Genomic DNA, 11,535 nt, shown 5'->3' with positions numbered 1-11,535 from the left:
CTGTTGAAGACGCGTTTCCCGCAAACTGTCCTAACGGCTTTGGCGACTGCTATAACTTTGAGTTCTTCAACTTCTGTAGCTAGTTTTTTTTCCAGGCTTCTTGCTCAAAAGGATCGCTGTTGGTGTGAGACGGATGAGGTACTCGTAGTCTAAACGTCATCTGCCGTAATATTTCCCACTCCCTATATCTACTAATATAGGACTTACGCATTGACAGAAGCAATTAAATATGGATATAGCTTTTCAGCCATTCAAGTTTGATTTTTCACCATTAGCCAGCGATCGCGCTTTGATCTGAAGCTAGTAGCCAATAGCCTGAAACAACGCATTTTCGTTCATACACATGATAATCTTTTTGTACAGTGCGTAAGTCCTATAATCTTTGTTCCAGTGACTTCACTTAACCAATCTGCAACTTTTCGTCCATTCCAGAGTCCCCCATCTGGCGCGTTTTCCTGTAAAGCTTGCCACAGATGTGCTTGATGCATATCGTCTATTAACGCCTTTGCTCCTTGGTTTGAAAGGCGGCGATCGCCAATTCCACTTATACCTAAATCGTTATACCGTTTAACCTTTATTCTATGCAGCTTCTTAGAGAATTGGTATGAGGTAATTTTGACAATTTGTGGAGTAGTAAGAATTCCGAATTGGGGCACTTGTATTACCAGCAGAAATATACGCGTTTACCTGAGAGAAAATGAATGCACATAGCCACGTTTTTTTGTCGGATTATTAACAACAAACATCTTAAACTCCTATTCTCTCGTCGAAACTAGCTGATTGCTCTCACTGGCGATCGCACCCTATAAGTTAGTCACAGAGATACTTGGGCAGTTTTCGGAGATGTCTAATGGATAACTGCTCGATCCATAAAAGTGATGAACTTGAAGCTTTAATCATCGCTGCTGGAGCTAGCCTCATTTATCTCCCCCCCTACTCCCCTTTCAAGGGCAGGCTTTTAGGCTTTCGATAAATAGTTGAGAATGTTCTCAATTATTGAACGTAGTTTTAAGTTCTCAGACAATGGTTTTGGTTTTAAAATCCCAAAAATTTGTCTAATCAAAAAAACCTGCCCCAGAAAGCCCCTACTCCCCCGATTTTTCACCCATTGAGAACTGTTGGTCGAAGATTAAGAACATTCTCCGTCGCATCGGTGCAAGGACATATCCTGATTTACTCAAGGCATTAGATGCGGCATTTGCAGAAGTGACGATAGAGAATTTACGCTTGTTGGTTTACTCACTGCTGCTACTGTACTTCAGAAGATTGATAACCGCTATATTCGATTGGTTAAAGGTTTATCGCCTGTCACGTATCCCCCTCTGCTTGTGGTGCAGACATGATTTGCTTTTGCTGCTCTTGTAGCCAGTTTTCAAAGAGTTCATTCAACAGACGCATTTTCATAAATTCATCCAGTTGTGCTGGAATAAATTTTTCTAAACGCAAAATTACAAACCATTCAGCGATACGGGTAGGGGGCAATATCTGACCTGGTTGAGTGCTAGAGAGCATTTGCACCATTATCGGATGTAGTGCATTCAGTTCAATCGGGCCTACCAAGCCACCAGTTTGGGCTTCCGGTCCGAGTGAGTATTCCCGCGCCAAATCAGCAAAAGAGTTTTCTTTTGCTTGAATCCTGAAGTATAGTTCTTGGGCAATTCCCACATCCTGGGTTCGTAGTAGGGAATAAATTACTTTGTCCAGTTTTGCCTTGGACTGAAAAAAGTAAGATTCCAGTTTATTACCCCAAGTGGCTTGCTTGAATTTTTCAATTTTCAGCTTACGAGTAGTGATAACTTCTAGTTGATCTGGATTCAGCCCTTGATGTGCCATCCAAGCCTGGATGTCTTCTTCATTTTTGAACTGTTTTTCGGCGTAAAACTGCTGTTTAGCTTGGGCTACTTCCTCTGGTGTACACTCTATTGCAATCTTGGCAGAGCGCGAGTTTTGCTCTATTGCCTCATCAATGATCAATTCTCGCTGCAACTGTGGCAGCATTTGATAACTTGCCAGTAAGGAAATCAGTTCACTAGCTGTGATTGTACGATTACCGATTTGGGTCGTTTCAGTCATTAGCTTTCGGGCATCTCAAGAATATTTAGTCTGTTAAAGAAGCTATACCGTAGCTCATTTACTAGGAGCTTTTACCTTAATTTTACAGAGTTAGGTATACTAACCTCACTTTCGCAATAATTAAATAGTTACTTGCTAACATACTTAAAAATATACAGTTTATATGAGTTTTTATCAAAGATTCTACGCAAATACTAGCGGATGTAAAGATAAAGACAAAAGATAGTTCTCGCCACTACGACTTTAGAAGACGAAGTTTATCATATGGAGCTAGGCTATTTTGAGGTTTCTATGATTATGTATATAGGCACAGTGGTATTAGTGTGGCGGTTTTTCTCCCAACCTCAAAAGAGCGTTTGGTAGATAAGGGAAGACGTTAAGGACGTTAGTGTTAGTATATGTACTATTACGGAGAAGCAAGGTACGAGCAGCGTCTCGCACCTAAGTGTTTGGAATTTTCTCAAGTAGAGCAGGTGTGATGTGCCAAGGGCAACGCTCCTACGTTGCTAAAGCGTCTCTACGAGACACTGTGCGAACGCTATCGAGTATCTAAGGATTTCTTTACATTTATCAGAGGTGTAAAAAGGCATGCATACTATTCTGCCTTTTTACATAAGAGTATTGTATGTATCCTACAACCAAAAACTCTTAGGTCTATAACGACTCTAAATAGTTCAAAAGATCCGCCATTTCTTGAGCACTGGGTTGGAATTTTGGCATTGGGGGTGTTTCGCCACTAATCACTTGGTGAATCAGCCCATACCGAGACTTGTGCTTTGAAACAGCTTGCAAACTGGGCCCCACTCGCCCGTCTGCTTCCAAGCCATGACAACCAGCACAGTTAATTTGAAATATCGCGTGTCCTTGAACTGGGTTTCCTGTTAGGGACAGAACACTCTTGACATATGGATCGGAGGCTTGAACCAACTGAACACCAAAAAAGCCCAAAGGGACTCCTAGCAGTATAGCCAGCGTCAATAAAACGATCCGCTGAATCAAAATTTCAGGTTTGGTAATCTGGTTATCCAAAAGGTTTGCTGTGAAATTCTAGGTGTGCTAAAAAGTTTTCATTTCCTACACATAGCTTAAAAGTTCTTGATTGTGTCTGCAAGCACAGAAGACTATTTTTTTGTGGGCAGTCGCCCTCCAACAGGCTGTAGGGCGCAGGATTCATACGAAATTTGGTAAAATCAAAAACAGGCAACGAATATTTAATAATTACAAAAAGGAGATTTACAGTGGTTGAACCCCTGCTATCAGGTATTGTCCTTGGTCTAGTTTTCGTCACTCTCGCCGGACTTTTTTACGCTGCATATAAGCAATACAAGCGCCCCAATCAGTTGGGGGGATGAGAGAGTAGAGAGAGTGCCCAGTGGTGAGCGCTGAGTCTTGAGTGGGATGAGGAAAGGGGGACAAGGAGGACAAGGAAGCAATTTTTCTCCCCTACTCCCCACTCCCCACTCTTTTCATTCCATAATTTTGTAGAAAGTAAGTGATGTGTTGCCGTAAACTTTCTGGCGGCAAATTTCCCAAGCGGGAATCTCTGGCGGTGTCCAACCTTGTGAGGCGTGTTCAACTGCGATTTCACCGCTAGGATCTAAAAGTTGATAGTGAGCGATCGCTTCTAATACTTGCTGGTACAATCCACTGGCATAAGGTGGATCGAAGTAGATTCTATCAAACTGTTTACCTGATAAAGTTTTTAACTGCTGGGTAATATCTCCCCGCAATACCCGAAATTCCTGTTCGGCATTAGTTAACTGCTGCCAATTTTGCTGGATGGTGGTACAGGCTCGGCTCGATTGTTCAATTCCTACTACTAAGCTGGCTCTTCTACACAAAGCCTCTGCGCCCATTGAACCAGTACCAGCGCACAAATCTAGCCAGCGACAACCTGCAATTTCTCCTTGCCAAATATTAAAGACTGCCTCTCTTACTCGCGCACTAGTGGGTCTAGTTTCTTTTCCTGGTAAAGTTTTTAGCTGGCGATTACCGTAAATTCTCAGGCTCATTGGTTATTAGTCATTGGTCACTTGTACTGAGCAAAGCCGTAAAGCCTGCGGCATAGCTTCGCTTCGGGCGCAGCCTCTCGTAGAGAAGTATTAGTTTTAGACAAAAGACAAAGAACAAATTACAAAAAGAATATTAGGCAGGAATTTTTTCGCGGACTTGAGCAACGAAATTAGACAGGATTTGCAATCCAATATTAGAGGATTTTTCGGGGTGAAATTGGACTGCCATCAGGTTTTCATGGGCGATCGCAGCTGTGACGGTTTGAGTACCGTGAGTGATAGTTGCTGCACGGATTAGCGGGTCTATTGGGTCAACATAATAGGAATGGACAAAATACACCCAAGGATCTGACGGCAAATGCTCCCACAAAATACTTTTTGGTTGAGTAACTTCCAATTGATTCCAACCCATGTGAGGAATAGTGATGTCAGGTTCGGGACGAAACCGCCGCACTTTTCCTTTGATAATTCCTAGTCCTGGTTGGGTACCTTCTGCACTTGATTCAAAAAGAATTTGCAATCCTAAACAAATTCCCAAAAAAGGTTTACCATCTGCGATCGCTTCTTTAATAGGTTGTTCTAAACCACGCGATCGCAGGTGTTGCACTGCTGGATCAAATGCTCCCACTCCCGGTAGGACTATAGCATCTGCCTGCTCTAATTCCTTTGGAGAATAAGTAACATTAGGAGTTGCCCCAGCTTTTTCCAAGCCTTTGCAAACTGAGTGCAAATTTCCCATCTCATAATCTACGACCGCAATTACTGGCATTTACCTGCTCCTTGTAAATTTATTATGGAGGGTTTTTCTATTCTAAATAATATTTGTTATGAAGAAAAGAATTCTATTAACTTCTTTTGACACTTGGCTAAAAGATCAACAGTCAAATTCTTCTGATGATTTATTACTTGAAGTTACCAAACTTGAGTTGATACCACATAACTTAACTTTTTTACGCCAGTTACCCGTAGATGTGCAACTTGCCAGTACTCAGGTAATGGAAAAAATCAAGGCAATCCAACCTGATTACATCATCTGTTGTGGCATGGCTGCAAGCCGTACACAATTAAGTGTGGAAGCAGTTGCTAGCTGTGGAGAAAGTATTTTACAGACAGAAGTTGATTTAGAAAAATTAGTGGTGGGAGCAGCAAAAATTCAGATTAGCTACGACTGTGGGAAATTTGTCTGTGAAGGTCTTTACTATTCAGTGTTGGACTACTTAAGCCAAAATCAACTCACGGCACGTTGTATTTTTGTCCACGTTCCCGTTCTCAATCAAGAAAATTTGATGGGGATTCTTGCCGATTTCGTATTAATTATTAACAAACTGGCACTTTCATCAAGCTGTTAATGTCTGTATGGTGAAAGAAATATCTAAGTATATGTTGCCATTGTTACTAATTTTTCCGATAGCCCAATTAACTCCTACTACACTTCCACCTGAAGAAGTCTTACAACCACAAGAAGTACGACCTTTACCAGGTAAGTTGGATACAGTGCCAACGTTTAACAGCAATAGTCCAGAATTGGTTTTGAAGGAAGGAATCTTACTTTCTACCTTTCCACCAGATGGGAAAAAAGTGCCAACAGCGCATCTGAATTTTCCTTTTCGGGGACGATTTGATATTTTTGCCCATCACGTTGCGAAAGCTGAACCAGCAGAGAATTTGCGTTCTCTTTATTTAGGGATAATTTTGCAGAACCCTAGTTCGGAACCAGTGAAGGTAAATATTTGGCAGGCGGCGAGTTATTTGAGTCAACCGGATGCCCCATTTATTCAGTTACCATCCTTTAGCCAAAACCTTTTAGGTAAAATTTTTGCTGGCCCAGGCGATCGCGTCATGTCTGATGTTTTAAGGGGAGTGCGACAAGAGATTTTCCCTGCTCAAATTGACATTCCAGCAAAGCAAAGTCGGATGTTACTAAATTTACCAATTCCTGTGCAGGGATTGACACCACCTCTCAATGGTCGGTCTACATTGATCCGATTGCAAAGTAATGGCACTGTCTATGCAGCTAGCCTAGCGATGTTTGCACAGGTTAATCCTGATGGCAGTGAGCGATCGCCTAGTTTAAAAGAGTGGCAGAATTTACTAGAGAGTGGCGATTTAGCTGGGCCACGAGATAAAACTCCCACTCCCTTAGAGGAAACTGGCAAGCCAAGAATTTATGGGCGTGTTGCGGGAGTGGTTGGTGGTTCACGATGGAGAGCCTTATTAGTAGATAAGCCTAAAGCTAGGTATCTAACTATTCCCCAGCCTGGTCAAGTGTTTTCCTACGCTCTGAGTACTCTGCATGGCGGTACATTAGGAACTGGTCAAATTCAAAGTGCGCCTATGCTAGTGCGCTATCCTGACACCGCATATCGCGCTCATGGCAACTATGGAATTCAATATAATCTGAAGCTGCCGCTATATAACAATACTCAAAGTTCTCAAACTGTTAGCGTGTCGATACAAACACCACTCAAAGAGGATCAGTTAGTCAAACCAGGGTTACGCTTTCTGAGTACACCCGCTCCTCAAGTATTCTTCCGAGGGACAGTGCGAGTACGTTACAAAAATGACCAAAATCAGCCACAAACTGAGTTTGTACATTTAGTGCAAAAGAGAGGTCAACCAGGAGAACCGTTAGTTTTATTAAAGATGAAACCAAGCGATCGCTCTTTGGTAGAAGTAGACTTTCTCTATCCGCCGGATGCTACACCACCGCAAGTATTGACAGTTTCAACTCAGGCTGAACCTCGGTAATGAGTTATGATCTACGACCACGACGCAATGTGAAGTTCTAAAGTTCTTTCTTAAGGCATTCTTCTAAAAACACTATGTCCTCTTCTTTCCACTTAGTCTTCCCACCTCGACCAAGTAGTTCCCAAAGCCCTTCTAGACCCTGCTTTTTCCATTTGTGCAAAACCTCTCTCACTGTCTGTGGAGTCCAATTTAAATGACCCGCGATTTTTTCCACATACCAGCCATGTGCGTTTAATCTGATTACCTCTCCTCGGTTTTATAGCAACGGACAGGGAGCTTAGGACAGCAATAAAATCACAAAGTACGCTGTTGAAGACGCGTTTCCCGCAAACTGTCCTAACGGCTTTGGCGACTGCTATAGTTCTTCTTTCCCAGATGAACATTTTCTAAATCAGTCATCCAAGAATTGTGTAAAATAATTCCTCTGACCTGATGCTATTAACCCTTCATTTGGATGAAGGATTTTGAAATCTCTCAAAGTTTCAGTTACCCTGAATTAACGATGACAGACGCTAAAAATGTAATCGATGGAAACCTAGAGGTTTGCTGTACTTCTCCCATGACTGGGTTTCACCGCGACGGTTTTTGTCGTACAGGTAGTCAGGATTTCGGGTCGCATGTCGTATGTGCCCAAGTCACATCAGAATTCCTGGAGTTCACCAAATCGCAGGGAAACGACCTCAGCACAGCTGTTCCTGATTTTAATTTTCCGGGATTGAAGCCTGGCGATCGCTGGTGTTTGTGTGCTTCTCGCTGGCAAGAAGCTCTAGAAGCTGGCGTTGCTCCACCCGTTATACTTTCAGCAACCCATGCTAGAGCTTTGGAAGTGGTTTCTCTAGACGAACTCAAAAAACATGCCTTAACTTCGTCTTGATTGGCCATTGGGCACAAGAGGCAGAGGTGCAGGGGGAAGGGAGCAGAGGAGAGGAATTTTCCCCTGCTCCCTGCTTTCCCCAGTCCCCACTTCCAAATCAACTCACTGGAACTTCTAGAGGTAGTTCTAAAACATTGGCAACGGCAGCAATCAATTTATTGGGGTCAATTGGCTTAGATAAATGCTGCTGGAACCCTGCAGAAAGTGCTTCTAAACGGTCTTCTTCTCGCGTGTACGCTGTTAACGCGATCGCGGGGATGCGCCCGCCTTTTTCTGGTTCTAAAGAGCGCAGTTTTCTAATCAGCGTATAACCATCTTGCTCTGACATACCGATGTCGCTAATCAGGATATCTGGTTTTGCTTGTTCAAGTACTGCTAGTGCTTCATCAACTGATCCTACCGCAGTGGCAAAAGCCCCATACTCCTCAAACATAAAACTGAGAAAGTTACGGGTATCTGTCTCATCATCTACAACTAGAACTCTTAATCCAGCAAGGGGCGTAGACGCTACAGGGGAGGAAATTTTTCCTGTTGCTTCTCTATTTCCCCTATTGTCTTGTAGGAGTGGTAGTCTTACAGTAAATGTTGCTCCTTGTCCACTACCCAAACTTTGGGCAAAGATTGTACCTTTATGCAGTTCAACTAGATGACGGACGATCGCTAGTCCTAATCCTAATCCATTGTGTGATCGCGTTGTGGTACTGTCTGCTTGCCGAAAACGCTCAAATACTTTGGGTAAAAACTCGGAACTGATGCCAATGCCCGTATCGATAACTTGAATTTGGGCGTACTGAGATTTTGAAGTTTGAGATTTTGCAGAAAGCTTAAGACTCGGCTCTCGACCATCAGAATTTTCCAAGACGGATTTTAGATTATTGCTTTCTTCAGTGTTTGAAGAATCTAAATTTTCACTATGAGATTCAAATCCAAAATTGTTCGACTGGGTTGTACTGAGGCTTGTGGAAGTAGCGCTCACACCAAAGTCTGAAATCGAAAATCCAAAATGCTTTGATAGCCTAACCTCTACCCTACCGCCTTTAGGGGTAAACTTTATTGCATTAGTTAGTAGGTTCCAGACAATTTGCTGTAGACGGGCTGGATCGCCGTAGACTGACCCGATCGAAGTATCCAGTACAGTATTTAATTGAATATCTTTTGGCTCTGCTAGGGGACGAACTGCCTCTAATGCCGCCTCCATCACTGTAAGCAGATTTACCGCAGATACGTTTAACCGCAACTGACCACGGATAATCCGAGATACATCCAAGATATCCTCAATTAGTTGCATCTGAGATATGGCGTTGCGTTCGATCGCCTCCAAAGCGCGAGAAGTGGCTTTTTCGTCAAGTTTCTTCGCGCGGAGGATTTTTGACCAGCCGAGCATTGAGGTTAGAGGCGTGCGGAGTTCGTGGGAGAGAACAGCTAGAAACTCATCTTTCATCCGATTTGCAGCTTCTGCTTCCTGTCTTGCCGTCTGTTCTCGAATCACTTGAGCGCGGACTTCTTCTGCCTGCTTGCGTTCAGTAATATCTTCAAGAGTGCCTACATAACCCAACAAGTCTCCTTGACTGGAAAGCATTGGTGATGAGCGAACTTGAACCCAACGAATGTTACCGTGAGCGGCTTGAAAACGAAATTCTTCTGAGTATTCCCGACCTTCACAGATGTAAGCAGACCAACTAGCGATCGCTCGTTCTTTATCTTCTGGATGAACAGATTCCAGCCATTTCTTTTCTAAACTATCTGCGGCTTTCAAGCCACAAATTGCCTGATAGCGGGGATTAGTATATTTACAGTTGCCTTCAGTATCAGTTTCAAAAATGCCAACGGGTGAGCAGGTACTTAGCGATCGGAATCGTTCTTCACTTTGCCTGAGTTCAGTATTCACAGCTACCAATTGCGCTGTTTGTTGCTTGATGGCTTCTGTTTTCTTAAATAGTTCTACGAATACTGTGACTTTAGAAGTCAAAATATTGGGGTCTAGTGGCTTGAGCAGATAATCAACAGCACCCAAGGCATAACCTTTAAACAGCATTTGGTCGCTGGTGCTAAAGGCGGTAAGAAAGATAATTGGAGTATGGCGTGATCGCCCCCGATTGCGAATTAAGGTAGCAGTTTCAAAGCCATCCATCCCTGGCATTTGCACATCCAGCAAAATCACCGCAAAGTCTTGATGCAGCAGACACCTCAAAGCTTCTTCCCCGGAAGTAGCTCTCACGAGATTCTCCCCTAATTTTTCTAGGATTGCCTCTAGTGCCAGCAAATTTTCTAGTTTATCATCTACTAGGAGGATGTTGACTTTGCGTTCCATCTGCATCGGTTTATTTCTGTGATAATTGACAAAGCTTGACCATCTGGGAAGCAATGTTTGAGAGTGTCAAAATCCAGTCTACTGTAATAGCAGAAATTGCTGCCTCTGGCATAATGTCGCTCTCCGCTGTGGCAGGTTCTTGTACAATGGTAATTCCTCCCCGCGCTTTTATTTTCTTAAGGCCTTGCATACCATCTTGGTTGGCTCCTGTCAATATTACACCAATAACTTGCTCTGTGTAGACATCGGCTGCCGACTCAAACAGCACATCAATAGATGGTCTAGCATAAGAAACAGGCTCATCAGTCGAAAGAGCAAAGTGACCTGGTTCAACCAGTAAATGATAATCTGCTGGGGCTATGTAGATATGTCCTGGTAGTATTTCGTCCTTGTCTTCCACTTCGCGAATTTTCAACAAAGTGGATTCTTGTAATAAATCCTGGAGTGTGTTGCTAGATTCTTTATGACGGTGTTGCACGATCGCGATCGGTACAGGGAAGTCTGCTGGTAAATTACCCAGGACGATTTTCAGTGCTGATAATCCGCCTAAAGAAGTACCAATTACCACAATTTTAAACGACACTTATTTCGCCCTCATACCACTGGAATGGGGGGTTACGTAAATAGCAAAGAGTATTTCATACTAAATCAGTCAGTGTTTTCCTGCTTCTTTGCTCTTACCAGTAACCCATGTTTAGGTGCAAAAATCATTGCTACGATAAACAACAAGGTTTGCAACACAACTATGCAACCCCCCGTTGCACCATCGATATGATAGCTGATGTAAGTCCCCATGACACTAGAAAATACGCCCGATGCCATTGCAATTAGTATCATGTGGTCGAAACGGTCTGTTAATAAATAAGCCGTTGCTCCCGGAGTAACTAACATCGCTACAACCAGAATAATTCCTACTGTCTGGAGTCCGGCGACAGCAGTTAGCGACAGTAATGATAGTAAAATATAGTGCAGCGCTCCTGTATTCAAGCCGATGGAACGTGCATGAGTGGGGTCAAAACAAAATAATAATAGGTCTTTGCGTAAAACAGCTATTGTTACTAAAGTAATTACGCTAATAATCACCGTTTGGATAATGTCTTCATTAGAAATACCCAAGACATTCCCAAACAAAATGTGCGTTAAGTCTACGCTGCTTGGAGTCTTGGAAACTAGTACCAAACCCAGAGCAAAAAATCCTGTAAATACAAGTCCGATGACAGTATCTTCTTTAATTCTCGTCTTCGCTTTGATATAACCGATCGCAATAACTGAACCCACTCCAAAGACGAAAGCACCCACAGCAAAAGGGATATTTAAAACATAAGCAATTACTACCCCAGGCATTACTGCATGGGAAACAGCATCTCCCATTAATGCCCAACCTTTTAGGGTCATAAAACAAGATAAAACAGAACAGACTACCCCAACTAAGGCACTTACACAAATTGCCTTCACCATGAATTCATGCTGGAGGGGTGTGGTTAACCAGTCTAAGAATGCGAGAGTATTCATATTTT

14 protein-coding genes and 2 pseudogenes are annotated in these 11,535 nt (G+C 42.9%); 6 read left to right on the top strand and 10 right to left on the bottom strand.

All coding sequences use genetic code 11. The annotated features are described in order from the left end of the window. Nucleotides 1-79 precede the first annotated feature (79 nt). Both RMX69_RS09040 and RMX69_RS09035 read right to left on the bottom strand, forming a co-directional pair. Nucleotides 80-211 (bottom strand): winged helix-turn-helix domain-containing protein, encoded by a 132-nt coding sequence (locus RMX69_RS09040; RefSeq protein WP_416211619.1) that lies wholly within the window; start codon nucleotides 209-211, stop codon nucleotides 80-82. Between the two features lie 166 nt (nucleotides 212-377). Then, nucleotides 378-635, bottom strand: a pseudogene (locus RMX69_RS09035) (IS630 family transposase); the annotation flags it as partial. 215 nt (nucleotides 636-850) lie between these two features. Here RMX69_RS09035 and RMX69_RS29415 point away from each other — a divergent pair. Beyond that, nucleotides 851-973, top strand: coding sequence for a transposase (locus tag RMX69_RS29415; protein ID WP_416211618.1), 123 nt, complete (start codon nucleotides 851-853; stop codon nucleotides 971-973). 110 nt (nucleotides 974-1,083) lie between these two features. Beyond that, nucleotides 1,084-1,270 (top strand): annotated as a pseudogene (locus RMX69_RS09030) (IS630 family transposase); the annotation flags it as partial. Nucleotides 1,271-1,308: 38 nt separating this feature from the next. Here RMX69_RS09030 and RMX69_RS09025 read toward each other — a convergent pair. Next, nucleotides 1,309-2,073, bottom strand: coding sequence for a peptidylprolyl isomerase (locus RMX69_RS09025; protein WP_289796638.1), 765 nt, complete (start codon nucleotides 2,071-2,073; stop codon nucleotides 1,309-1,311). A gap of 654 nt (nucleotides 2,074-2,727) precedes the next feature. After that, entirely contained in the window at nucleotides 2,728-3,102 is a 375-nt protein-coding gene (locus tag RMX69_RS09020) for a c-type cytochrome (protein WP_094352507.1), read from the bottom strand. A 209-nt stretch (nucleotides 3,103-3,311) separates the two neighbouring features. Here RMX69_RS09020 and petG point away from each other — a divergent pair, with 209 nt between their 5' ends. Beyond that, a complete protein-coding gene (gene petG / locus RMX69_RS09015; RefSeq protein WP_063721252.1) occupies nucleotides 3,312-3,425 on the top strand; it encodes a cytochrome b6-f complex subunit V in 114 nt (37 codons plus the stop codon). A gap of 114 nt (nucleotides 3,426-3,539) precedes the next feature. Here the strand turns inward: petG and rsmD are convergent, their stop codons facing one another. Beyond that, nucleotides 3,540-4,085, bottom strand: a complete 546-nt coding sequence (gene rsmD, locus RMX69_RS09010) for a 16S rRNA (guanine(966)-N(2))-methyltransferase RsmD (RefSeq protein ID WP_289796636.1) — start codon at nucleotides 4,083-4,085, stop codon at nucleotides 3,540-3,542. A gap of 133 nt (nucleotides 4,086-4,218) precedes the next feature. Beyond that, nucleotides 4,219-4,854 (bottom strand): imidazole glycerol phosphate synthase subunit HisH, encoded by a 636-nt coding sequence (hisH, locus tag RMX69_RS09005; protein WP_322637222.1) that lies wholly within the window; start codon nucleotides 4,852-4,854, stop codon nucleotides 4,219-4,221. 58 nt (nucleotides 4,855-4,912) lie between these two features. Here hisH and RMX69_RS09000 point away from each other — a divergent pair, with 58 nt between their 5' ends. Then, on the top strand, nucleotides 4,913-5,434 hold the full coding sequence (locus RMX69_RS09000) for a peptidase C15 (RefSeq protein ID WP_289796633.1): 522 nt from the start codon (nucleotides 4,913-4,915) through the stop codon (nucleotides 5,432-5,434). Nucleotides 5,435-5,465: 31 nt separating this feature from the next. Continuing rightward, a complete protein-coding gene (locus tag RMX69_RS08995) occupies nucleotides 5,466-6,833 on the top strand; it encodes a DUF3370 domain-containing protein (RefSeq protein WP_322637229.1) in 1,368 nt (455 codons plus the stop codon). Nucleotides 6,834-6,870: 37 nt separating this feature from the next. On the opposite strand, the gene RMX69_RS29410 is transcribed toward RMX69_RS08995, so the two are convergent. Further along, nucleotides 6,871-7,074 carry a helix-turn-helix domain-containing protein gene (locus RMX69_RS29410; RefSeq protein ID WP_354666180.1) on the bottom strand — a complete coding sequence of 68 codons (204 nt, stop codon included), beginning with the start codon at nucleotides 7,072-7,074 and terminating at the stop codon, nucleotides 6,871-6,873. A gap of 261 nt (nucleotides 7,075-7,335) precedes the next feature. On the opposite strand from RMX69_RS29410, the gene RMX69_RS08990 reads away from it, so the two are divergent. Then, on the top strand, nucleotides 7,336-7,707 hold the full coding sequence (locus tag RMX69_RS08990; RefSeq protein ID WP_289796632.1) for a DUF2237 family protein: 372 nt from the start codon (nucleotides 7,336-7,338) through the stop codon (nucleotides 7,705-7,707). A 97-nt stretch (nucleotides 7,708-7,804) separates the two neighbouring features. On the opposite strand, the gene RMX69_RS08985 is transcribed toward RMX69_RS08990, so the two are convergent. The 3 genes from RMX69_RS08985 to RMX69_RS08975 all read right to left on the bottom strand — a co-directional run bounded on the left by RMX69_RS08985 (nucleotide 7,805) and on the right by RMX69_RS08975 (nucleotide 11,530). Next, nucleotides 7,805-10,024: a response regulator gene (locus RMX69_RS08985; protein ID WP_289796631.1), complete on the bottom strand. Its 2,220-nt coding sequence runs from the start codon at nucleotides 10,022-10,024 to the stop codon at nucleotides 7,805-7,807. A 4-nt stretch (nucleotides 10,025-10,028) separates the two neighbouring features. Further along, the gene (locus RMX69_RS08980) at nucleotides 10,029-10,601 is read right to left on the bottom strand and encodes a chemotaxis protein CheB (protein WP_289796630.1); all 573 of its coding nucleotides are present in this window, start codon (nucleotides 10,599-10,601) and stop codon (nucleotides 10,029-10,031) included. A gap of 65 nt (nucleotides 10,602-10,666) precedes the next feature. Next, the gene (locus RMX69_RS08975) at nucleotides 10,667-11,530 is read right to left on the bottom strand and encodes a metal ABC transporter permease (protein WP_289796629.1); all 864 of its coding nucleotides are present in this window, start codon (nucleotides 11,528-11,530) and stop codon (nucleotides 10,667-10,669) included. Nucleotides 11,531-11,535: the final 5 nt, after the last annotated feature.

Origin of the sequence: Nostoc sp. EspVER01 (assembly GCF_034530635.1) — a bacterium.
In the GTDB taxonomy this organism is placed as follows: domain Bacteria; phylum Cyanobacteriota; class Cyanobacteriia; order Cyanobacteriales; family Nostocaceae; genus Nostoc.
Note: the sequence above shows the minus strand (reverse complement) of the source record. Positions and strands in the feature narration are given on the sequence as shown.

Coding starts and splice junctions, on each gene's coding strand:
- RMX69_RS08985 (WP_289796631.1), bottom strand. CDS start 10,024: ATGCAGATGGAACGCAAAGTCAACATCCTCCTAGTAGATGATAAACTA.
- RMX69_RS09040 (WP_416211619.1), bottom strand. CDS start 211: ATGCGTAAGTCCTATATTAGTAGATATAGGGAGTGGGAAATATTACGG.
- RMX69_RS09025 (WP_289796638.1), bottom strand. CDS start 2,073: ATGACTGAAACGACCCAAATCGGTAATCGTACAATCACAGCTAGTGAA.
- rsmD (WP_289796636.1), bottom strand. CDS start 4,085: ATGAGCCTGAGAATTTACGGTAATCGCCAGCTAAAAACTTTACCAGGA.
- RMX69_RS08995 (WP_322637229.1), top strand. CDS start 5,466: ATGTTGCCATTGTTACTAATTTTTCCGATAGCCCAATTAACTCCTACT.
- RMX69_RS08990 (WP_289796632.1), top strand. CDS start 7,336: ATGACAGACGCTAAAAATGTAATCGATGGAAACCTAGAGGTTTGCTGT.
- RMX69_RS29415 (WP_416211618.1), top strand. CDS start 851: ATGGATAACTGCTCGATCCATAAAAGTGATGAACTTGAAGCTTTAATC.
- RMX69_RS09000 (WP_289796633.1), top strand. CDS start 4,913: ATGAAGAAAAGAATTCTATTAACTTCTTTTGACACTTGGCTAAAAGAT.
- hisH (WP_322637222.1), bottom strand. CDS start 4,854: ATGCCAGTAATTGCGGTCGTAGATTATGAGATGGGAAATTTGCACTCA.
- RMX69_RS08975 (WP_289796629.1), bottom strand. CDS start 11,530: ATGAATACTCTCGCATTCTTAGACTGGTTAACCACACCCCTCCAGCAT.